General features: G+C 31.6%; 23 protein-coding genes. 16 read left to right on the top strand and 7 right to left on the bottom strand.

What is annotated here, in order from left to right:
- Nucleotides 1–3 precede the first annotated feature (3 nt).
- The 7 genes from IUY40_RS04905 to IUY40_RS04875 form a co-directional block, all read right to left on the bottom strand.
- Complete coding sequence (locus IUY40_RS04905; RefSeq protein WP_195735751.1) at nt 4–2,613, bottom strand: TonB-dependent receptor; 2,610 nt, start codon at nt 2,611–2,613, stop codon at nt 4–6.
- A gap of 100 nt (nt 2,614–2,713) precedes the next feature.
- On the bottom strand, nt 2,714–3,559 hold the full coding sequence (locus IUY40_RS04900; RefSeq protein ID WP_195735750.1) for a FecR family protein: 846 nt from the start codon (nt 3,557–3,559) through the stop codon (nt 2,714–2,716).
- Nucleotides 3,560–3,571: 12 nt separating this feature from the next.
- Nucleotides 3,572–3,781, bottom strand: a complete 210-nt coding sequence (locus IUY40_RS04895) for a hypothetical protein (protein ID WP_195735749.1) — start codon at nt 3,779–3,781, stop codon at nt 3,572–3,574.
- 45 nt (nt 3,782–3,826) lie between these two features.
- Nucleotides 3,827–4,348, bottom strand: a complete 522-nt coding sequence (locus IUY40_RS04890; protein WP_195735748.1) for a sigma-70 family RNA polymerase sigma factor — start codon at nt 4,346–4,348, stop codon at nt 3,827–3,829.
- 471 nt (nt 4,349–4,819) lie between these two features.
- A complete protein-coding gene (locus IUY40_RS04885) occupies nt 4,820–5,011 on the bottom strand; it encodes a cold shock domain-containing protein (RefSeq protein WP_195735747.1) in 192 nt (63 codons plus the stop codon).
- 350 nt (nt 5,012–5,361) lie between these two features.
- Nucleotides 5,362–5,694 (bottom strand): YegP family protein, encoded by a 333-nt coding sequence (locus IUY40_RS04880; RefSeq protein ID WP_195735746.1) that lies wholly within the window; start codon nt 5,692–5,694, stop codon nt 5,362–5,364.
- Between the two features lie 105 nt (nt 5,695–5,799).
- Nucleotides 5,800–6,360, bottom strand: coding sequence for an outer membrane beta-barrel protein (locus tag IUY40_RS04875; RefSeq protein ID WP_195735745.1), 561 nt, complete (start codon nt 6,358–6,360; stop codon nt 5,800–5,802).
- 311 nt (nt 6,361–6,671) lie between these two features.
- On the opposite strand from IUY40_RS04875, the gene IUY40_RS04870 reads away from it, so the two are divergent.
- The 16 genes from IUY40_RS04870 to IUY40_RS04795 all read left to right on the top strand — a co-directional run bounded on the left by IUY40_RS04870 (nt 6,672) and on the right by IUY40_RS04795 (nt 21,773).
- Nucleotides 6,672–7,076 carry a GNAT family N-acetyltransferase gene (locus tag IUY40_RS04870; RefSeq protein WP_195735744.1) on the top strand — a complete coding sequence of 135 codons (405 nt, stop codon included), beginning with the start codon at nt 6,672–6,674 and terminating at the stop codon, nt 7,074–7,076.
- A gap of 183 nt (nt 7,077–7,259) precedes the next feature.
- Entirely contained in the window at nt 7,260–8,834 is a 1,575-nt protein-coding gene (locus tag IUY40_RS04865; protein ID WP_195735743.1) for a family 10 glycosylhydrolase, read from the top strand.
- Nucleotides 8,818–10,353, top strand: a complete 1,536-nt coding sequence (locus IUY40_RS04860; RefSeq protein WP_195735742.1) for an MFS transporter — start codon at nt 8,818–8,820, stop codon at nt 10,351–10,353. The genes IUY40_RS04865 and IUY40_RS04860 overlap by 17 nt, the downstream gene beginning before the upstream one ends.
- A 22-nt stretch (nt 10,354–10,375) precedes the next feature.
- Entirely contained in the window at nt 10,376–10,717 is a 342-nt protein-coding gene (locus IUY40_RS04855; protein ID WP_195735741.1) for a hypothetical protein, read from the top strand.
- A gap of 27 nt (nt 10,718–10,744) precedes the next feature.
- Nucleotides 10,745–11,194, top strand: coding sequence for a GNAT family N-acetyltransferase (locus IUY40_RS04850; RefSeq protein ID WP_195735740.1), 450 nt, complete (start codon nt 10,745–10,747; stop codon nt 11,192–11,194).
- A 3-nt stretch (nt 11,195–11,197) separates the two neighbouring features.
- Nucleotides 11,198–12,811, top strand: coding sequence for a glycoside hydrolase family 3 N-terminal domain-containing protein (locus tag IUY40_RS04845; protein ID WP_195735739.1), 1,614 nt, complete (start codon nt 11,198–11,200; stop codon nt 12,809–12,811).
- A 135-nt stretch (nt 12,812–12,946) separates the two neighbouring features.
- Complete coding sequence (locus IUY40_RS04840; protein WP_195735738.1) at nt 12,947–13,585, top strand: peroxiredoxin; 639 nt, start codon at nt 12,947–12,949, stop codon at nt 13,583–13,585.
- Between the two features lie 173 nt (nt 13,586–13,758).
- Nucleotides 13,759–14,067, top strand: coding sequence for a thioredoxin family protein (locus IUY40_RS04835; RefSeq protein ID WP_195735737.1), 309 nt, complete (start codon nt 13,759–13,761; stop codon nt 14,065–14,067).
- Between the two features lie 104 nt (nt 14,068–14,171).
- Nucleotides 14,172–14,429 (top strand): hypothetical protein, encoded by a 258-nt coding sequence (locus IUY40_RS04830; protein WP_035621165.1) that lies wholly within the window; start codon nt 14,172–14,174, stop codon nt 14,427–14,429.
- Between the two features lie 294 nt (nt 14,430–14,723).
- Nucleotides 14,724–15,221, top strand: coding sequence for a thiol peroxidase (gene tpx, locus IUY40_RS04825; protein WP_195735736.1), 498 nt, complete (start codon nt 14,724–14,726; stop codon nt 15,219–15,221).
- A 9-nt stretch (nt 15,222–15,230) separates the two neighbouring features.
- Nucleotides 15,231–15,611, top strand: coding sequence for a diacylglycerol kinase family protein (locus IUY40_RS04820; RefSeq protein ID WP_195735735.1), 381 nt, complete (start codon nt 15,231–15,233; stop codon nt 15,609–15,611).
- Nucleotides 15,612–15,633: 22 nt separating this feature from the next.
- On the top strand, nt 15,634–18,081 hold the full coding sequence (locus IUY40_RS04815) for a DNA translocase FtsK (RefSeq protein ID WP_195735734.1): 2,448 nt from the start codon (nt 15,634–15,636) through the stop codon (nt 18,079–18,081).
- Between the two features lie 3 nt (nt 18,082–18,084).
- Nucleotides 18,085–18,774 carry an outer membrane lipoprotein carrier protein LolA gene (locus tag IUY40_RS04810; protein ID WP_195735733.1) on the top strand — a complete coding sequence of 230 codons (690 nt, stop codon included), beginning with the start codon at nt 18,085–18,087 and terminating at the stop codon, nt 18,772–18,774.
- Nucleotides 18,775–18,781: 7 nt separating this feature from the next.
- Nucleotides 18,782–20,233 carry an LptF/LptG family permease gene (locus tag IUY40_RS04805; protein WP_195735732.1) on the top strand — a complete coding sequence of 484 codons (1,452 nt, stop codon included), beginning with the start codon at nt 18,782–18,784 and terminating at the stop codon, nt 20,231–20,233.
- 2 nt (nt 20,234–20,235) lie between these two features.
- Entirely contained in the window at nt 20,236–21,369 is a 1,134-nt protein-coding gene (gene ribB / locus IUY40_RS04800) for a 3,4-dihydroxy-2-butanone-4-phosphate synthase (RefSeq protein WP_195735731.1), read from the top strand.
- A gap of 5 nt (nt 21,370–21,374) precedes the next feature.
- Nucleotides 21,375–21,773, top strand: coding sequence for an acyl-CoA thioesterase (locus IUY40_RS04795; RefSeq protein ID WP_195735730.1), 399 nt, complete (start codon nt 21,375–21,377; stop codon nt 21,771–21,773).
- The last annotated feature ends 70 nt before the right edge of the window (nt 21,774–21,843 follow it).

Below are 21,843 nucleotides of genomic sequence, written 5' to 3'. Positions count from 1 at the left end.
CTATTAAAATTTAAAATTATAAGAAACACCTGGTACTAATCCGTAAATAGACAGTTGTCTGGACTCATTAGCTCCCGTATTATTATTTTGTGAAAACATCATCGATGCAGCATTTTGTCTGTTATAAAGATTATAAATACTAAATACCCAATAGCTTTGCCATCCTTTCTTTTTATCTGGTTTAGGGGTATATGTTGCACCAATATCTAAATGATGATATGCAGGGAGTCTGTTTGAATTTCTCAACGTATAATTAGGTACATATCTTTCTCCAAATTCATAATACCCGTTTGGGTATGTTACTGGCTGACCTGATTGTAAGGTGAAATTTGCATTAAAAGACCATTTACGGTTGAATTCATAATTTGCAGTAATATTCAAATTATGCAATTTGTCGTATCCTGATAAATACCAATCGCCATTGGCTATACCCGGCTCTTCGGGTGTTCTTCCAAGAGTTTTTTGTTCTGCCTTAGACAAAGTATAAGAAACCCATCCTGTAAAACGACCAGTGTTTTTTCTGAATAATAACTCCATACCATACGATCTGGCTTCTCCGTTCAGGATATCCTGTTCGATATTATTGTTACCCAATAAATTTGCACCATCAATGTAATCGATACGGTTTTTGATTTTTTTATAAAATAATTCTCCTTCAAAAGAATACTCACGATCCTTAAAGTTTTTGAAATATCCTACTGCATATTGGTCCAGCATTTGTGGTTTTGTAAAAGGTCCGCTAGGTGTCCAGATCGTCATAGGCAACGGAGCGCGGGTATTAGACAACATATGAATATATTGCGCCATTCTGTTGTAGCTCGCCTTTACTGAAGTTTCATCGTTAAAAGCGTATGATAATGCCAATCGTGGTTCAAGGTTGTTAAACTTACTTATGGTTTTTCCTTTTCCGTAATAGGTACTTCCGGTTGGTGTTCCTTCTTCATAAATATGATATAACGGATTGTACACTACTGCTTCTCCATTTTCGTAAGTACTAATGCTTTCGCCACCCAAACGATAAAACGTACTATAACGAAGCCCATAACGAAGATTCAGTTTTTCTGTAATCTGATTTTCGACATCTAGATAAGCAGAAGTTTCTAAAGCATATTTTTTATCTAATTGATTATAATTATACGAAGATCCAATACCATACGGTTGTATAGTCCCCGGATTAAAATCATAATATAAACCATCAATACCATAGTTCAGTTTAAAATTGTCTGATATCGTGTGATTCCAGTTATATTTAAGCCCGTAGTTAGTAATTTTACTATCCCATTCAAATTTTTGAAATGGTATAGTAAGATTAAATTTATAATCACTGTAAAAAACAGAAAGGTTCGTGTTTAAATTATCCGAAAATTTATGTTTCCAGCTAAACGTTCCCATAGTATTACCGTAGGTACTGGCAAAAAAGTTATTAATATCAAATAAATCATTTCCTAGGTAACCAGAAAAAGCAATTGTATTATTGGCTCCTAAACGATAATTAAGTTTAGCATTAATATCATAAAACATTACAGAACTCTTAATATCAGTAAGTTTCAAGAATAAATGTGCATAAGAAGCACGTCCTGCAATAATAAACGATCCAACATCTTTTTTCAGAGGTCCTTGTACCAAAAGGCGGCTTGATATAAGACCAATACCTCCGTTTACTTTATATTCATTAAGATCTCCTGTTTGCTGAGTTATATCAAGAACTGAAGAAACGCGTCCTCCAAATTTAGAAGGAATCCCTCCTTTGTATAAATCTAATCCGCTAACGATGTCGGCATTAAAAATAGAAAAGAAGCCAAACATGTGAGAATCTCCGTATACTGGAGCTCCATCTAAAAGAATCAAATTCTGATCAGCAGCACCTCCACGCACATTAAAACCAGATGAAGCTTCGCCGGAATTTGTAACACCGGGCAAAGTCAATAATGATTTTAAAGGATCTGCTTCACCCATTGCAGTCGGTAATCTTTTAATCTCAGCCATTGAAAGCTTATTAACACTCATCTGAGTATTTCTTACATCAACTGCCTTGTTTGTAGTTATGACTACCTGTTCTAATTCGTGACTATCTGACTCCATGCTGAAATCAGCTTTTAAATCATGAGAAACTGTAATTTGTTTTTTTTTATTCTTAAACCCCACGTAACTAACCAAAAGAGTATAAATCCCATTATCTAAGTCTAAAGAATACCTTCCATTTATATCGGTTATAGCGCCTATTTCTATTTCTTCAACAAATACATTAGCTCCAATAACTGGTTCTCTGTTTTCATCAAGAATTTGTCCGGTCAGTTTATTCTTTTTGGCTCCTTTTATAACTTTTTGTTTTACGAAAATATTATTACCTACAATTGAAAATTGAACGGATGAAATCTTATTAAGCTCACTAATAAGGTTTTTTATCTCACTATTTTTAAATGTCTGTTTTTGGGTAAAATACTTTTGACTCTTATTAATCTGATCTGTAAAAGCAAATTTGTAATCGGTTTGATTCTCAATTTGCTTAAAAAAATCTTTTAATGTTACAGTTTGATCTACAGTTACGGTTATGTTTTGAGAGAACATACTCCAACTGAGTAAAAAAAAGCATGCTGAAATTATATGCTTCATGAATTTTTGTATTTTTGAATATTATTGAATGGATAGTTTTATACTATCTTGACTAAGGGAAGGATGTTTAGTTTCGCGGCTAGTGCATCCTTTTTCTTTTCTATTGAAAAGTAATCTGTTTTAATTTTTCATTTACTTCATAGTTTAGGTTATACATTTCGGATATTAATAGAATAATTGTTTTTAAATCTTCCTTTTTATTTATTCGCACAGTAATTCGTTGGTTAGCATATTCTTTTGGGATAATCACTTTGTACCCATAATTTGTCTCGATATAGCTGCTTACATTGCTTAGTTTTTCGTTATCAAAATCCACAAACCTATTAAATCCTGTTACCGAAGCGGTTTCGTCGTTCCCGTAAATGAATTTCTCTCCTGGTTTCAGTATCCATTTTTGAGTCTGGTTTTTTACACTCATCTCAACACTTCCTTCGTAAAGTTCCACCGCCACTTCTTTTTTAGGATAGCCTTTAACTGTAAAAGAGGTGCCTAATACTGTAGTTGTAGTTTCGTTACAAAATACCTGAAAAGGATGCTTTTTATCTTTTTTAACTTTAAAATAAGCTTCTCCATTTACCTCTACTTTTCTATTAGCAGCAAAATTAGCGGCATACATGATTTTAGAATTTGGACTCAATTCTACTTTTGTACTATCTGGTAAGGCTATAATTTTGATTATAGAAGTAGTATTTTCAATTGTATTTTCGACAATTTCAATATTATTACTTATAGGGTCATTAGTAAAGTATAGTCCTGTCCCAACAAGAGCAAAAATTAAAACCGCGGCTGCTGCATAATAACGCCATGGGTTATTTTTTTGCTTTTTAGGAGGGAATGCTTTTAATTGAAATTCTTCCCAAGAATCCTCTTTTTCAGTGTCGGAATGTGAAACGGGAGTTTCATCCCATAACTTTTTTAATTCCTCTTCTAATTTTTTTTCGTCCATATCTTTTGTGCGTTAAAGTTTTTGACAATAAAATCCTTGTTTATTAAAAACACCATAAACCATTTCCTTAATATCTCTGTTGGTTTCGATTCTTAGAATATGATCACTATTATTCAAATCAAAATTCATTATACAATCAGAAATGATAAACTGCAGAAGCAGTACAATAAAGCTTGCATCTTCTTTAGTTATAACATCAGTTTTATAAGATTCAGTACGCATTTTATGTTCCGTTTATATGTATAACAAACGAGAACATAAAAGTTCCTAATGTTCTTCTATTTTTTTTCGAATAAATTTACTGGCAAGATAAATATGATTGGCAATGGTCTTTTCAGAAAGATCTGTCATTTCTGCAATCTCTTTATAACTAAGATTTTCCAGTTTGTGTAACGTGAATATTTTTTGTTGTTGTTCGGGAAGTAGATTTATGAAGTTGTATAATTTTTCTCTTCTTTCTTCAAAAATATCTGTTTCAGTATCTTCTTGCTCCATTTGAAATTCTAGAGGATCAAGCTGAATTAGTTTGTTTTCTCTATTAAGATGATTTATAATGATGTTTTTGCATATTGTAAACAATTGTTTATCAAATAAAACATCTTCATTGAGTAATTCTCTTTTATTATATAATCGTAAAAAAGTCTCTTGAACGAAATCCTGTGGGCTAAGAACAGTAAAATTAAATCGCTTGGCAATGTTTATTAGTTTATCGTAGTAATTTAGATAAGCTTCCTTGAAAGAAGCTTCATTACCTTTTTTTAAACTTAATATAAACTTTTTATTGTCCATAACGTAAATATGATGACTGATTTTAGCTCAATTTTCAAAAAAATATTGAGTTCTAAATTTAGCCATTAAGGCTAGCTTACCTATTTAAATAAACTTTAGGGTGCAAATAACAGCAATTTTATTTAAAAATTTATTCAAGAGAAAAATATAGTTATAAAATAGTATACACCAATCTGTAAGATTTGCTTTGTGAGTAGTAGTTGTTTGTACATTATTTATTTGTTGGTAAACTAAAAAAGTATATAATATTTATAGGCAAACAGTTGGTTTTGGGTAGGTGTAATATATGAGGAAGTTTTTATTAGTAATAAAAAAATCCTGTAAACATTTGTCTACAGGATTTTTGTTTTGCTAATCGTCGTGAGTGATTTGTAGGGTTTTATTATTGAGAGTGTATCGAATAGTATTCTTTATCTTCATATTAAACCAATAGGCAATCGTAATTAATGCAAATTTTAATGTTAAACAGTATTAAACTACTGAAACTTCAACTGCATTTTTGCCTTTTTTTCCGTCAACTATTTCAAATTGAACAGAATCATTTTCACTAATTTGCTCTTTTAAGCCTGATGCATGAACAAAAATGTCTTGTCCTGTACCTTCTTCTGTAATGAATCCAAATCCTTTTGCTTCATTGTAAAATTTTACTACTCCTGTTTTCATAATTTATATTAAATTTATTAGTAAATGTAGTCGAAAAATAATTTTAACATAGTAATTGTTAGTTTTTATTTTAAAAAATAAATTTATATCTTTTGACGTTTTATTAAGGGTTTGTAGAAAAAGGGGCTTTGACATAGGCAGATGGCGATTTAAGATTTGATTTTGAGTTTTGTTTTATTGCTATTAATGAAGGGGTAAAGTTTAAACTAAGATCATAGCGGTATCTTTTTTAGAGATAAAAGATATAAAATAATGAGAAATTGAACAAGAGCGAAGCAAATTGTTTCCCAAAAATAAAACCACCCGATTAGAGTGGTTTTGGCTTTTTAAAATATGTTTCAAACTATTTATTAAAGAGTTTGGTCATCTGTAATTGAGGTAGGAGCATTGGTTTTTACCGATTCGATTCCGTTATCTCTTGCAGCTACACTTTCGTACATTTCGCTAGTTCCAATGATTTGACCATTGGTTGCTTTTAGGTTAAAATAAGGTTTTCCGTTTTTGGCTGTTTCTCTAGTAAACTTCAAATCGTCTTGAGAATTCGTTTTTACGGATTCGATGCCGTTTAAACAGCCTGCTTTTGCAGAATACCCTTCACTTGCTAGGATTGTCTGTCCGTTATTGGCTTTTAAATTAAATTGAAACTCTCCGTTAGTTCTTTTTGTGATGACAAATTTTCCCATTCTAGTATTGATTAAGGTTAAAAAAGTTTTTAATAGTTGTTTTATTTCATAAAAATACAAAAGAAAATAATTTGAGGATAACGGGAAACAGTAAATTATTTAATTTTAGAATTTAAATCCTAAGCTAATATTTGAAACTGTAGTTTTTACTTTTAAATTAGATGCATCAATATCTGTAATTCCTGCTAAATATCTAAAATCTACTGTGAGTTTCCATAAATCGACACCAACTCCGCCAAGGATACTATTGTTGTTTTTTATAATGTCGATATAGTTTAGGTTATTGCTTCGGTCAATATTGGAGTAGTTTTTCCAGTTGTAACCACCAAATAGTCTAATATTTCCTAGTTTGCCTAAAGGAATAATTTTGTAACCTACGATTAATGTAGCTTCGGTTCCGGATAATTTATAATCAGTATTGGCGACTCCAGATTCAGAGACTGTAAATTTAGATTGAGCATATCCAAATTCAGCTTGTCCATAAAGCATTAATAAATTTACTCTTGCAAACCCTCCAAAACCAATTGATGTTCCTGAACTATCAGAATTGTAGTCATTTGTTGAAATTGAAGTTACATTAGAAGAAAGAATAGGGCCAAGTTCGAGTAATTGGGAAAATGAATTTACACTGATGGATAACAGCGTGATTAGAAAAAACTTTTTCATACGTGTAGATTGTTAGGGGGATAAATTTTGCTGTTAAAATTAATTATTATATATCGAAATTGAAAGGCATATATTGTTTGTTTTTGTTCAGGATTTTGCTAGTAGCAATAGTAATTAGTTGAAATGTACTATAATGTAATTTTTTTTTTGAGAGTCAAATAGGGGAAAAAATTGTAGACCCAGTTTTAATATAGGTTAATTCTGAAAAAAAAAACACACTAAAAGAGTTTATAAGTTAAACATTATATTGGTGTAAGATGGATAAAATAATTAATGCTAAATTTGAATTTTTAGCCCTTCAAAAAGTAATTATGATTATCAATGAAATTCCTGCTTCAGAAACATGGGCAATTCGGCATAAGGTGATGTGGCCAGATATGCCTTTAGAATTTGTACAGTTAAAAGAAGATTATTTAGGTATTCATTTTGGATTATATAATGAGTTCAAGCTTGTCGCTATTGTTTCTTGTTTTGAAGGTAATGAGGAGATGCAATTTAGAAAATTAGCAACATTAACTGAAGAGCAGGGGAAAGGTAACGCAACAGTACTAATGGATTATATTCTGCAACAAGCTAAGAATAGAGGTGTAAAGCGGATTTGGTGTAATGCCAGAGTAAACAAAAAGTCTTTTTATGAAAAATTAGGATTGAGAGATACGCGCATCACTTTTTTTAAATCTGGACAAGAATTTACTATAATGGAACTTCGTTTTTAAATTAGATTTAATTTTGAATAAAATAAGTGTATCTAATTAATATATAGGTATTTAATATTAAATGGAATGCTATTTGTATGTGTTGAAGTTTAAATTTCTGTGAGTTGTAAATTTTATCAATAAATTATCTTTTATGCTTCACTAAAAAAACTATTTTTGGATTCTGTATAAATTAAAATTGAAATGCATAAAAATCAGCACATAATATTATTTTTTTTATTATTTATTTTTTTTGGGTGGAACGGTAGTTCTCAGGAAAAGTCTCAATATCCTAAAAACGAGTTTAGAGGGGTTTGGATTGCTACTGTTGTTAATATTGATTGGCCAAAAAGCAAAGTTGATAATGCTGAAAAGCAAAAAGCTGATTATATTGAAATTTTAGAAACATATAAAAAATTAAACTTTAATGCTGTAATAGTACAGATACGAAGTGTTGGTGATGCTATTTACCCTACTAAATTAGCTCCTTGGTCACGTTATTTGACAGGAAAAGAAGGACAAGAACCAAAACCATATTATGATGTTTTGGCATGGATGATTGAACAAGCACATATCAGAGGATTTGAATTTCATGCTTGGATGAATCCTTATAGAGCTACATTTGACTTAAAAAAAGATAGTTTATACTCCAACCATGACGTAATTAAACATCCAGAATGGATGATTGAATACGGAGGTAAATTATATTATGATCCAGCTTTACCCGAAGTACAGGAGCACTTAACTACTATTGTAGAAGAAGTTGTTGAGAATTACGATATTGATGCCATTCATTTTGATGATTATTTTTATCCTTATACTATACCAGGAAAACAATTTAACGACACAGGCTCTTATAAAAAATACGGTAACGGACTTAGTTTAGCCGATTGGCGCAGGGCGAATGTGAGTAACTTTGTTGAAACGATTTCTATTGCAATAAAAAGCTGTAAACCATGGGTACAATTTGGAATTAGTCCTTTTGGGGTTTGGCGTAATAAATCGAAAGATCCAAAAGGGTCAGATACACAATCGACGTCTAATTATGATGATTTATATGCAGATCCTATTTTATGGATGGATCAAAAATGGATTGATTACATTATACCTCAATTGTATTGGAGCATGAATAATCCGAGAGCTAATTATTCAAAACTGGTAAAATGGTGGTCTGAAAATTCTAATAATACAGCAATTTATATTGGGCACAGTCCGTATAAGATTAGAGCTGATAGCGATAAAAGCTGGAATCTTGCAACCGAAATCCCAAATCAGGTCGATTATGCCAGAAGTTTTAAGAACGTAACCGGAAGTGCTTATTTTAGTGCTAAACTACTAATTAATAAAAATCAAGATGTGGTGCGTCTTTTGTCGGAGAATCAATATAAATATCCAGCGCTTCCATTAGCGGTTCCTAATCTTAAAAAGATTGTGGTTGATGTGCCTACAGTTAGCGAGTTTATAAAAGATAGTATTAATTATTCGTTTAAGGTTAAATATCCGTTGAATACTAAGCTACGTTATATAGTTGTTTATGGAGCAGAAATGGAAGGGAAAGTAGATGTCAATGATCCTTCTCAGATTATTGATAAATTAACAGTTCATGAAATAGACGATTCTATTTATTTTGTTCTTTCAGAGAAAAAAATGAAGAAGTATAAGGAATGTGCGATCACTTTTATTGATTATTATGCTAATGAAAGTGCTCCGACTATAATAGATTTAAAAAAAGGTTTTAAAGTAAACGTAGCTGAAATAACTGATGAAAACAGAAAATAAACCTTGGTTTTGGATTCCATTATTAAACTTTGCATCAGGGTTTCCTTATATCGTAATTATCTCGGTCTCAGTACTAATGTACAAAAATCTAGGAATTACCAATGAAGATATTGGTCTCTATACTAGTTTATTATATCTACCGTGGGTTATCAAACCTTTGTGGAGTCCTTTTATAGATTTGCATGGTACGAAAAGAAAATGGTTTTTAGCGATGCAATTCGTTATTTCAATTGCTTTTTTACTAGTTGGACTGACTATTCCGCTGAATAATTTTTTCATATTAACGTTAGCTATATTTTGGGTTGCAGCATTTGCTTCGGCTTCTAATGATATCGCTAGTGATGGATTTTATTTATTGGTTTTACCAAAAGAGCAACAATCTTTTTTCTTGGGAATTAGAAGTACATTTTATAGAATTTCAATGCTTGCAGGAAATGGATTAATAGTCCTTTTAGCTGGTTATCTAGAGCATAAATATGGTGATAACCGCAAAGCATGGTCATATACTATGATTTTTGTTGGTTTGCTAATGGCTCTAATTACAACTTATAATTATTTTTCTACACCAAAAACAGAAAATACTACTGCAGGCACTACCAAAGAGATCGCAGACCAAAGCTTTACTTCAGTTTTTGCAAGTTTCTTTAGAAAGAAACAAATTGTTTTAGTCCTTGCTTTTATTTTGTTATTTCGATTAGGAGAATCACAATTAATGAAAATGCTAACCCCGTTTTTAGTAGATCCGATTAAATATGAATTAGTTGAAACAGGTTCAGATGAAAGTCAGGTAAAAGCTTTAGGAATTTATAATTCAAAAGTTACCAACGGAGAGAAGCTTTCAGATTCAGAACTGCAATTGCTTTATTCTAAATTGCCAATATCGGCAGAAATGGCAAATGCTAAAAAACCTTTGCTAGAAGTTGAAAATAAAGATCCAAAAGAATATAAGAATCTAAACAAAGCTAGAATTAAATTTGTAGATCAGTTGGTTTCAAACAAAGGAACTCAAAAAGTTGTTCTAAAAGGAGGGATGGGATTAGATACGGAAGATATTGGTTTGATTTATGGAACTTTTGGATTGATTGCTTTGATGCTAGGAGGTGTATTAGGCGGAATTGCGATATCAAGAGACGGTCTTACTAAATGGATGCTTCCGATGATTTTGACAATGCACTTACCAATTATTGGATTTATTTTACTATCCTATTTTCACCCTTCATCAGTTTATTATATATATGCTGTAGTAATCGTAGAGCAGTTTGGTTATGGTTTTGGATTTGCAGCCTTTATGATGTACTTAATTTATGTTGCAGAGGGAGAATCAAAAACGTCACATTATGCTATTGCAACAGGATTTATGGCTTTGGGAATGATGCTGCCAGGAATGGTAAGTGGTTATATTCAGGAATACTTGGGATATGGAAATTTCTTTATTTGGGTGTTTTTGGCCACAATACCAGGAGTAATTCTTTCCCGATTTTTAATTTTTCCAAAAGATTTTGGTAAGAAGATAGAATAGATTTAATTAGAATATAACGCCTATGGAAATCAATGAAAACATACAGGTTGAGCGAAATCTGAAAGCAATTGAACTTGAAAAAGCAGGAGAGATTGAGAAAGCAATTGCGTTATACGAAGAAAATAGTAATGAAGGTTTTAAAGGAAATCATTCTTACGATAGATTGGCTACTATTTATAAAAATCAAAATGATGTCGAGAATGAAATTCGAATATTAGAAAAAGCAATTCTAATTTACGAAGTAATTACACAGGAAGATAGAATTGAAGGTATGCCAAAGTTATTTCGATTTAAAAACCGACTAGAAAAAGCTTTACATACTAAAAGCCAGTTAGCCAAACAAAAGAAGAGCAAGCTCAAGTGAAAATAATTTTTTAAAGTATTTGTTATCATGATTACATTAAAAAGAACAAATTCAGAAGATGTTGACTTTATAAATTTGGTTGTTTTATTAAATCAGGATTTAAAAATTAGAGATGGAGATGATCACGATTTTTACAATCAGTTTAACCATATAGATACAATAAAACATGCGATCGTATTTTATGAAGATGAAATAGCTATTGGTTGTGGAGCTTTTAGAGAAAAAGAAAATGATACTGCCGAAATCAAGCGTATGTTTGTGCATCCTGATTATCGCAAAAGAGGAATTGCATCTGCCGTTTTAAAGGAGTTAGAAAAATGGGCAGTCGAAGTAAATTATAAATATACTATACTAGAAACAGGTATAAACCAGCCTGAAGCAATTGCTTTATATCAAAAACAAGACTATACTATAATTCCAAATTATCCACCTTATGATGTTATGGATACTAGTGTATGCATGAAAAAAACTTTATAACCAATGAACAAAATACCACAAACAGTACAACAAAAAGTAGGGCAGTTTTTCTTTCCTGCAGTATTTATAAATGATACCGAAGAAAATATTCAGGAAACAGAACGTTTAATTCGTGACTATAACATTGGTGGACTTACTTTTTTTCATAGTCGTGCCAGTGCAGCAACAAATTATGAAGGCAATAAAAAAATTGTTTTCAATGATGATAGTTATAAACAGTTAAAAGAACGTATTGAGCGATTTCAAAAATGCGCAACCACGCCACTTTTAATAAGCATTGATGCAGAATGGGGTTTGGCAATGCGTGTCGAAAAAACACCACAGTATCCTTATGCAATTACACTTGGAGCTTTGCCAGAGAGTCAATCGCATTTGGTTTATGAAGTAGGTAAGCAAATTGGTTTAGATTTAAAATCGGTTGGAATTCATTATAATCTTGCACCATTAGCAGATGTAAATAATAATCCAGATAATCCAGTTATTGGTTACCGTTCATTTGGGGAGAACAAAGAAAAAGTAGCACATTTTGCTTTAGAATATTTAAGAGGAATGTCAGATGTTGGAGTTTTGGGTTGTTTAAAACATTTTCCAGGACACGGAAACACAAATATTGATTCGCATTTAGGATTACCCGTTTTAAAAGAAACTCTAGAAGAATTATTAGAAAACGAATTATACCCGTTTATAAAAGGAATCGAAAATAATGTAGATTCGATTATGATTGGGCATTTAGCAGTTCCAGCTTTAAATTCAGGGAAAGATACCTCCGCAACGCTATCAAAGCCAATAATCGAAACGTTGTTGCGTGAACAATTAGGTTATAATGGTTTAGTTATTTCAGATGCATTAAATATGCATAGTGTGTCTAAATTATATGATGTAAAAGGGCAATTAGAGTGGGAAGCATTTAATGCAGGAAATGATGTGTTGTGTTTTGCCGAAAATGTACCAGAAGGCATTCAGGCAATTTTAGAAAAGGCATCACCAGAACGGATAGAAGAAAGCTTTAACAGAATATGGAAATGCAAAGAAAAAGCAGGAATTCTTAATCAGACAGAAAAAGGTTTAGGAGTTTTAGATTTTGAAAGAACAGCGTTATTAAATGATAAAATCGCACAAAGCAGTATCACAAAAATAATTGACAACTCAAATTCTGAGACAGTTTTTGAGGCATATAAAAACAATACACTTGCAAAATTAAGTTTGTATAAAACTGAGGATAATGATTTCTTCAAAACGCTAAATATACAATTACCAAGTCCAGCGTTTGCAATTAAAGCAGGTGATGCTACTATAAACACTTTAGTCGAAAATGATTTAGAACCCTTCGATACAATAATAATTTCTTTGTTTGTGCCAAAAGCAAAGCCACTTAATAATTTCGACATCGAAGAGTCGGTTTTAGTGCTATTAGGCAAGTTATTAAAGTCAAAAAAATGTATACTCTATGTTTTTGGTAATCCATATGTTTTACCAATTATTCCAAATGCAAAACAAGCTTTAGGACTTGTTGAAGTATATCAGGATTTTGTAGAGTTCCAAAAAAATGCAGCAATTCAAATTATTGAAAATAAAACGTGTGTTGGAAAGCTACCTGTTTGTATTGATCTTCAGTGATTTATAAAAACCAACTACTTCTCTATAGGTAAAACTTATTAATAGATAAGTATTTATAATCGTATTCTATTGTTTCTAAATGGGTTTATGTGCTATTTTTGTATCAAATAAATAATTAACTTAAAAACAAAAGATATGTCTTTAGTAGGAAAAAAATTCCCAAGTATTGCAATTGATGCCATCTCAGAAATGGGAGACAATTTGAAAATCAATGTTTTTGAAGAAGCAGTAAACAATAACAAAAAAGTACTTTTGTTTTGGTACCCAAAAGATTTTACTTTTGTATGCCCAACAGAATTACACGCTTTTCAAGCTGCATTACCAGAATTTGAAAAAAGAAATACAATCGTAATTGGAGCTTCATGTGATACAAACGAAGTACACTTTGCTTGGTTAAACACTCCAAAAAACAATGGTGGAATCGAAGGGGTAACTTACCCAATCTTGGCTGATACAAACCGTAACTTATCTAACATTTTAGGAATTTTAGATATTGATTCTACAGAGTATAGCGAAGAAACAGATTCAGTTATTATCGAAGGTTCAAATGTAACTTTTAGAGCTACTTACCTAATTGATGAAACAGGAAAAATTTTCCACGAAAGTGTAAACGATATGCCATTAGGTCGTAACGTAAACGAATATTTACGTATGGTTGATGCTTACACGCATATCCAAGAAAAAGGAGAAGTTTGTCCTGCAAACTGGGAAGCTGGAAAAGAAGCAATGAGCGCAGATAGAACAAGTACAGCTGAGTATTTAAGCGCAAACTAATTTTAAAAAGTTTTAAGATATAAAGAGACTAAGGTTCTAAGATTTGTTCTTAAAACCTTAGTCACTTAAAAGCCTACTGCCTTAAAAGAGAGATTGAGAATAAGGAAATTAAGTTCTTAAAAACTTAGAATATTAAATATTTCAGTCCTCAGAACATTAAAAAAATAAAAGATATGTTAATCGAATTAAATGAAGATACTTTAGCAGATTTAGTTGCTAAAAATGAGAAAGTTGTCGTGCAATATTCGGCTTCTTGGTGTGGAAATTGTCGTATAATGAAGCCTAAATTCAAAAAATTAGCGGCAGAAAAAGAAGGATTAACTTTTGTTTTAGTTGATGCAGAAAATTCACCAGAATCAAGAAAATTAGCAAATGTTACTAATTTACCAACATTTGCCACTTTTGTAAATGGTAAACTGGTTAATGAGACTCAAACCAACAAACAAGAAGTGTTAATCGAGTTAGTAAACGAAATTGCTTAAATAGATTGTTAGAATTGCTTATAATTTTAGATTGCATAAGTGCTGTTTTAAAATTCAAGAAAGTCTAAAAGTCTAAAATATTTAAATATCTAAGAAGTCTAAAAATGAAATTACCAGTAATAAAACAATTAACGCAGTTTATAGAAGAAAATGATCAGGATTACATCATTGAAACTATTGAGGTTTTGGAAGCAATGACCGAAATTCCGTCTTTAAAAGATGAAGAATTAGATGTAATTGGTGAATTAATTTCTAATATGTACGGTGCATTAGAAGTACATAAAATGGTAGTTCAAGGAACTGATAAAAAAGAAGCTTTGAATACGTTTATGAAACGTGTTTTGGGGTCAATCGACAAATAGTTGATTTAGCTTAAATAGTTAGAAAAACTATGGTTATCTAAAAACGCATTCTCTACGGGTGCGTTTTTTTTATGTCCAGTGTTTTCAAGCTGAGCAGAATTAAAGTATCAGACAAGAAAGGTTATAATCGAAATAAAAAAAGCCGGAAAGTCAGAAAAACAAGTGTTCTAAGGCAATAAAACACCTAATAATTAGTTCTTTTGAAACTCGACTAATTCTTCCCACAACCCGTAACAAATTCTTTTAGATTCAAATTTTAATCATTACTTTTGAACCTCATAAAAAACAAACATCATGGCTTCAATAACATTAGGAGGAAATCCAATTCATACTTCAGGCGAATTACCAAAAGTTGGTTCACAACTAGTAGATTTTAAATTAGTACAGAACGACCTGTCGGTTGCTTCATTGAGTAATTTTGCAGGTAAAAAATTAGTTTTAAATATTTTTCCAAGTATCGATACAGGAACTTGCGCAACTTCAGTTAGAAAATTCAACGAAAATGCAAGTAATCTAGAGAATACTACAGTTTTATGTATTTCTAGAGATTTACCTTTTGCTCAAAAACGTTTTTGTGGTGCTGAAGGATTAGAAAATGTAGTTAATTTATCAGATTTTCAAACAGGAGCTTTTGGTAAAGCAAATGGATTAGAAATTGTTGACGGACCATTAGCAGGATTGCACTCAAGAGTAATTATTGTTGTTGATGAAAACGGTAAAGTTACCCATACTGAGCAAGTTGCAGAAATTGCAAACGAACCGAATTACGAAGCTGCACTTGCTGCACTATAAATTCTAGGAATGGAGTTTCAAAAAGAGAATACTTTTTTAAAAGGAAGATTAAAAAGCGTTACTTATGCTTACAAAGGTGCTTTAAAACTAATATGTACCGAGCATAGCGTTATGGTACAATTTTCGTTAGGAATTATAATGACCATTGCAGGTTTTTATTTCCGTATTACAAGTACCGAATGGCTTTTTCAAATTTTAGCAATAGGATTAGTATTAAGTGTGGAAGGATTAAATACGGCTGTAGAAAAAGTAGCCGATTTTATTCATCCCAATTATCATGAAAGAATCGGATTTATCAAAGATATTGCTGCGGGCGCAGTATTTTTTGCTGCAATGACCGCAATAGCAATCGGATTAACCATATATATACCATATATAAAAAATATATAAGCGATTAGTACCTAAAATAAGAATGGCAAAAACAACAAAAAAAGAAACAGTAGACAATAAAAATAAATCAAAATCTGGGGCTATTACGTCTTGGAAAATGACCAAACAGCATAATATTGTTTTGGGATCCCTTTTGGTATTATTTTCAGTTGCATTATTAGTTGCTTTTATTTCCTTTTATAGTTATGGACAAGCAGATCAGAGTGCGTTATCAGCACTTGGAGATCGAAGTGAGCCTGTGCAAAATTGGCTTGGAAAATTCGGAGCTTCTCTAGCAGATTTATTGATTTATCAAGGATTTGGTTTAGCTTCATTTATATTCGTTCGTTTGCTTTTCTTAACAGGAATGTTTTTGGTATTGGAACTTTCAATGAAAAAGCTCAAGAATATTTGGTTTTGGGACCTATTTGTAATAATTATTATATCGGTATTATTTGGTTTTTTTGCTACATCGGCTCCAGAATTAGGAGGTACAATAGGGTATGAGCTAAACTTGTTTTTACAAGATTATATTGGGAAAACAGGGACTTTGTTGAGTTTGCTTTTTGGATTGATAATCTATTTGATTTTTAAAATCAAAATATCTCCGGATAAGATTCAGACATTTTTCAATAATACTAAAAGAGAACTTCGCTCTGATTTAAATTCAGTACCATCTGTAAAAACAGAGAAAGGAGCTTATAATTTAGAGGAATTTGCAATTAAAGAAAATGAAGAGTTAGATGATATTCATTTAAAAAAACCAGATTCTCAATTTGAAATTAACAAAGAAGCATTAAAGCCGACTATTGCCCATTCATCCGAAATTAATTTGGATCCAGCTTTAAAGCCTATAAAAATGGATATTACTCCCGCTTCAAAGGAAGTAGTTTCGCATTCAGAGTCTTTTGTGATAGAGCAAGCTCCAGAAGAAGATATAATCGAAGAAAATTTAGCATCACGATTAGTTGCCGATTTTGGATTGTTCGACCCTACTTTAGATTTGTCTAATTATAAGTTTCCAACGATTGACTTATTAAAAGAATATTCTACAGGTGGAATTACAATCAATCAGGAAGAATTAGAAGAGAATAAAAATAAAATTGTAGATACACTTCGAAATTATAAAATCGAAATCGCGCAGATTAAAGCTACAGTAGGTCCATCGGTAACACTGTATGAGATTGTCCCAGAAGCAGGAATTCGTATTTCTAAGATTAAAAGTTTAGAAGATGATATCGCTTTGTCATTGTCAGCATTAGGAATTCGTATTATTGCGCCAATTCCAGGTAAAGGAACAATTGGTATTGAGGTTCCTAATAAGAATCCAACGATGGTTTCGATGAAAAGTGTTATCGGGTCGGCTAAATTTCAAGAAGCCGAAATGGAATTGCCAATTGCTTTGGGGAAAACAATTTCAAATGAAACATTTGTTGTTGATTTAGCAAAAATGCCTCACTTGTTGATGGCAGGGGCAACAGGGCAAGGAAAATCGGTAGGGTTAAATGCTGTTTTAACTTCATTATTATACAAGAAACATCCAGCCGAAGTAAAATTCGTCTTGGTAGATCCTAAAAAAGTGGAGCTAACATTATTTAATAAAATAGAAAGACATTACCTGGCTAAACTTCCAGATCTTGATGATGCTATTATTACTGATAATGCAAAAGTTGTAAATACGCTGAATTCACTTTGTGTTGAAATGGACAACCGTTATTCTTTATTAAAAGATGCAATGGTTCGAAATATTAAAGAATACAATGATAAATTTAAAGGAAGAAAATTAAATCCAGAAGCTGGACACCGATTCTTGCCATATATTATTTTAGTAGTGGATGAGTTTGCTGATTTAATTATGACAGCTGGAAAAGAAGTAGAAGTCCCTATTGCTCGTTTAGCTCAGTTGGCGCGTGCAATTGGTATACATTTAATAATTGCAACTCAAAGACCATCTGTAAACGTAATTACAGGTTTGATAAAAGCAAATTTCCCTGCGAGAATTGCCTTTAGAGTTACCTCAAAAATAGATTCGCGTACTATTTTGGATACGCAAGGAGCAGACCAATTAATAGGACGTGGAGATTTATTGTATTCAAATGGGAATGATGTAGTCCGTGTACAATGTGCATTTATTGATACACCAGAAGTAGAAAAAATTACTGATTTTATAGGTTCGCAAAAAGCATATGCAACAGCTTATTTACTTCCAGAGGTTGTTGGGGAAGAAAGTGGCACTAATCTTGATATGGATATCTCCGAAAGAGATACTTTATTTAGAGAAGCTGCAGAGATTATTGTAAATGCGCAACAAGGTTCGGCTTCATTATTACAAAGAAAATTAAAACTAGGTTATAACCGTGCAGGTCGATTGATAGATCAATTAGAATCTGCAGGAATTGTTGGCCCTTTTGAAGGTAGTAAAGCTAGAAGTGTAAATATTTTAGATTTAAGTTCTCTTGATCAATTTTTTAACAATGAACAAAATAATTAAATCATGAAATCAACGATTCTAAACTTCAAAAAAAATAATGTAAACAACCTGACTAAAAAGGTTTTTCAAATTGTTTTTTTATTCCTTGTTACTTTTTCTACTCAGGCCCAAGATAAAAAAGCAAAAGAATTATTAGATCAGGTAACTGCAAAGGTAAAAAGTTACGATAATATTGTAATTGATTTTAAATACACTTTGAATAATGCCAAAGAGAACATTAATCAGGACAGTAAAGGAAATGTTACCATAAAAGGAAATCAATTTGTGTTGAATTTTATGGGAGTTACAAAGATTTTTGACGGCCAAAAAACATATACAATTGTTCCAGAAGACGAAGAAATCTCTATTTCTAGAGTCAACGAGAAAGATGATAATGCAATTACACCTTCAAAAATGTTGACTTTTTTTAATTCTGGTTATAAATACACAATGGATATTGTTCAGAATGTAAAAGGAAGAAAAATCCAGTACATTAAATTAAATCCAACAAGTGCTAAAGATCAACGTAAAGAAATTCTTTTAGGGATTGATGTACAAACAAAGCATATTTATAATTTAATTGAAATGGGTAAGAACGGAACAAAAACTACATTAACCGTTAATTCTTTTAAAACCAATCAGCCATTATCAAAAAATCAGTTTACCTTTGTGCAAAGTAAATATCCAAATTACTATATCAATAAACTAGACTAATTACGGGTTGAAAATTTTAGACAAATACTTATTAAAGACTTTTCTTCTTACATTTACTACTGTATTTGTAATTCTATTTTTTATATTCATACTTCAAACTGTTTGGCTGTTTATAGCCGAATTGGCGGGTAAAGATTTGGATTTAATTTTAGTTGTTAAATTCCTGTTGTTTTCGATGCCCCGAATTATTCCATTGGTATTACCATTATCGGTTTTACTGGCTTCGATTATGACATTTGGGAATCTAGCAGAAAACTATGAGTTTGCCGCAATGAAAGCATCAGGGATTTCTCTACAGCGAGCCATGAGAAGTTTAATTGTATTCATATGCTTTTTAAGTATACTTGCTTTCTTTTTTGCAAATAATGTTATTCCATATGCGGAGTATAAATTTATTAATTTTAGAAAAAGCATCGCACAAGCCAAGCCCGCTATGGCTATTGCCGAAGGGCAATTTAGCGATGTAGGTTTTTATAATATTAAAGTTAATAAAAAATCAGGTCCAAACGGAAATAATCTTACTGGAGTAACTATTCATGAAAAGGCAAATAATAGCGGTGAAAATAAAACGGTTATTAAATCTAAAACAGGTGAATTAATAAGTAATGATAAATCGAGTATTCTTCAGCTGGTGCTTAATGATGGTTATTATTATCAAGATGTAACGCCTAAGAAATACGAAGATAGAAGTAAGATGCCTTTTATAAAAGGGGCGTTTAAAAAACAAATTATCAATATCGATTTATCTGAATTAAATAAGGTAGATGATAGTCAAGATATTGGTAATACAAACGGAATGCTTAATGCTAGCGAATTACGCTATACCTTAGATTCATTAACTAAAAACCTAGACAGCGAAATCCTCTCCTTTTCGGAAAATATCAATCAAAAAGTGGGTATTGCTAAAGGATTGCCTACAATAAAGCTTGATAAAAAGAAAAAACCGCTACCAAACGATCTTTTGTCGCTTTATACCAATGATAAAAAGGCCGAAATACTTAAGGTAGCAAGTAGCAATCTTACAAGTACAATGTATTCTATTGATTCTACTAAAAATGAATTAAAAGAAAAGCAACGAAATATTAACCGACACCTTACGGCACTTTATGAGAAATTTGTAATTGCTTTTGCTTGTTTTTTAATGTTTTTTATTGGTGCGCCACTAGGAGCAATTATTCGTAAAGGAGGACTTGGTTTGCCAATAGTTTTTGCGGTTTTGATATTTATTACTTTCCACTTTATCAATACCTTCGGAAAAAGAATTTCACAAGAAGACGGATTGACTCCTTTTATGGGAGCATGGATGTCAACTTTTATACTTACGCCATTAGCTGTTTTATTAACGTATCGCGCTACAAACGATATTGGATTAATAAGCATGGATGCTGTTTTGGCGCCATTAAATAAGTTATTTAAAAAATTCTCTGAGAGATTTATTTCTTCTCAAAACAAAACCTAACTATGTCAACAAATAAAATACAACTTAACACTATCGAAGAAGCAATCGAAGCTATTCGTCAAGGACAGGTAATTATTGTAGTAGATGATGAAGATCGTGAAAATGAAGGTGATTTTCTTGCTGCAGCCGAAAAAGTAACTCCAGAAATGATTAATTTCATGGCAACACACGGACGTGGATTAATTTGTGCACCATTAACAGAAAGCCGTTGTAAAGAGTTGGATTTAAAACCAATGGTTACTAACAATACAGATCATATGGAAACTGCATTTACAGTTTCGGTAGATTTAAAAGGAAATGGAGTAACTACAGGAATTTCTGCTGCCGATAGATCACAAACTGTGTTGGCATTAACAGATTCTAATACAAAACCACATGAACTAGCAAGACCAGGACATATTTTTCCTTTAGTAGCTAAACAAGGTGGGGTGTTAAGAAGAACTGGGCATACTGAAGCAGCTATTGATTTTGCAAGATTAGCAGGATTTAAACCGGCAGGTGTAATTTGTGAGATTTTAAATGAAGACGGAACAATGTCTCGTTTGCCTCAACTTGTAGAAGTGGCAAAGAAATTTAATTTGAAGTTGGTTTCTATAGAAGACTTAGTTGCTTATAGAATGCAACATGATAGTTTGATTGTTAAAAAAGAAGATTTTGACATAGAGACTCGTTTCGGTACGTTTCGTTTAAGAGCTTATGAGCAAACTACCAATAATCAAATCCATATAGCATTGACTAAAGGAAATTGGAGTATAGGCGAGTCAATCCTTACGAGAATTAATTCTTCACAGGTAAATAATGATCTATTAGGTACTCTAACTAATAATCCAGAGCAACAATTAGATGATATGTTCAAGGTTATTAATGAGGACGGAAAAGGGGCAGTGTTGTTTATTAATCAAGATATGCAAGTAGTAAACTTATTGAGTCGAATCACAGAGCTTAAAATATTACAATCTCAAGGAGTAATGAAAGCCCCAAAAGTAATCATTGATAGTAAAGATTATGGCATTGGAGCACAGATTTTACATGATATTGATATATCTAAAATTCGATTGGTTTCGAATACTGAACAAACAAAACGTGTTGGAATGATAGGTTATGGACTTGAAATAACAGAATACGTAAATTACTAAAGTATATGGGGACACTAGAAGAAAGAATTGCAAAATCTGAAACGCACATATTTAAGGCTGTTTTTCCGAATACAACGAATCATTACGATACATTGTTTGGAGGAACTGCTCTACAGCTTATGGATGAAGTTTCTTTTATATGTGCTACCAGATTTAGTCGAAAGAAAGTAGTAACGATATCTACAGGGCAAATTGATTTTAGAAAAGCGATTCCTGCAGGAACTTTAATTGAATTAGTAGCTAAAGTTATTAGTGTTGGAAGAACAAGCTGTAAAATTCATGTAGATATTTTTATGGAACAAATGTATTCTGAACTTCGAGAAACTGTAGTTTCAGGCACTTTTTCTTTTGTAGCAGTGGATGAAAATAAAAAGCCAGTGTCAATTTTGGATAATCCAGAATAATAAATCGTAATAGATTTTACTTGTAAATACTGATAATTAGGTACTTGAAAATCGAGTAAAAAAATATGTA

It is taken from the genome of Flavobacterium sp. ALJ2, from assembly GCF_015594725.1.
Lineage (GTDB): Bacteria > Bacteroidota > Bacteroidia > Flavobacteriales > Flavobacteriaceae > Flavobacterium.
This window is presented reverse-complemented; position numbering and strand designations above follow the sequence as displayed.

Bases quoted from the DNA above. Each gene is read 5' to 3' on its own strand.
- IUY40_RS04905 (WP_195735751.1), bottom strand. From the start codon at position 2,613: ATGAAGCATATAATTTCAGCATGCTTTTTTTTACTCAGTTGGAGTATG.
- IUY40_RS04900 (WP_195735750.1), bottom strand. From the start codon at position 3,559: ATGGACGAAAAAAAATTAGAAGAGGAATTAAAAAAGTTATGGGATGAA.
- IUY40_RS04895 (WP_195735749.1), bottom strand. From the start codon at position 3,781: ATGCGTACTGAATCTTATAAAACTGATGTTATAACTAAAGAAGATGCA.
- IUY40_RS04890 (WP_195735748.1), bottom strand. From the start codon at position 4,348: ATGGACAATAAAAAGTTTATATTAAGTTTAAAAAAAGGTAATGAAGCT.
- IUY40_RS04885 (WP_195735747.1), bottom strand. From the start codon at position 5,011: ATGAAAACAGGAGTAGTAAAATTTTACAATGAAGCAAAAGGATTTGGA.
- IUY40_RS04880 (WP_195735746.1), bottom strand. From the start codon at position 5,694: ATGGGAAAATTTGTCATCACAAAAAGAACTAACGGAGAGTTTCAATTT.
- IUY40_RS04875 (WP_195735745.1), bottom strand. From the start codon at position 6,360: ATGAAAAAGTTTTTTCTAATCACGCTGTTATCCATCAGTGTAAATTCA.
- IUY40_RS04870 (WP_195735744.1), top strand. From the start codon at position 6,672: ATGATTATCAATGAAATTCCTGCTTCAGAAACATGGGCAATTCGGCAT.
- IUY40_RS04865 (WP_195735743.1), top strand. From the start codon at position 7,260: ATGCATAAAAATCAGCACATAATATTATTTTTTTTATTATTTATTTTT.
- IUY40_RS04860 (WP_195735742.1), top strand. From the start codon at position 8,818: ATGAAAACAGAAAATAAACCTTGGTTTTGGATTCCATTATTAAACTTT.
- IUY40_RS04855 (WP_195735741.1), top strand. From the start codon at position 10,376: ATGGAAATCAATGAAAACATACAGGTTGAGCGAAATCTGAAAGCAATT.
- IUY40_RS04850 (WP_195735740.1), top strand. From the start codon at position 10,745: ATGATTACATTAAAAAGAACAAATTCAGAAGATGTTGACTTTATAAAT.
- IUY40_RS04845 (WP_195735739.1), top strand. From the start codon at position 11,198: ATGAACAAAATACCACAAACAGTACAACAAAAAGTAGGGCAGTTTTTC.
- IUY40_RS04840 (WP_195735738.1), top strand. From the start codon at position 12,947: ATGTCTTTAGTAGGAAAAAAATTCCCAAGTATTGCAATTGATGCCATC.
- IUY40_RS04835 (WP_195735737.1), top strand. From the start codon at position 13,759: ATGTTAATCGAATTAAATGAAGATACTTTAGCAGATTTAGTTGCTAAA.
- IUY40_RS04830 (WP_035621165.1), top strand. From the start codon at position 14,172: ATGAAATTACCAGTAATAAAACAATTAACGCAGTTTATAGAAGAAAAT.
- tpx (WP_195735736.1), top strand. From the start codon at position 14,724: ATGGCTTCAATAACATTAGGAGGAAATCCAATTCATACTTCAGGCGAA.
- IUY40_RS04820 (WP_195735735.1), top strand. From the start codon at position 15,231: ATGGAGTTTCAAAAAGAGAATACTTTTTTAAAAGGAAGATTAAAAAGC.
- IUY40_RS04815 (WP_195735734.1), top strand. From the start codon at position 15,634: ATGGCAAAAACAACAAAAAAAGAAACAGTAGACAATAAAAATAAATCA.
- IUY40_RS04810 (WP_195735733.1), top strand. From the start codon at position 18,085: ATGAAATCAACGATTCTAAACTTCAAAAAAAATAATGTAAACAACCTG.
- ribB (WP_195735731.1), top strand. From the start codon at position 20,236: ATGTCAACAAATAAAATACAACTTAACACTATCGAAGAAGCAATCGAA.
- IUY40_RS04795 (WP_195735730.1), top strand. From the start codon at position 21,375: ATGGGGACACTAGAAGAAAGAATTGCAAAATCTGAAACGCACATATTT.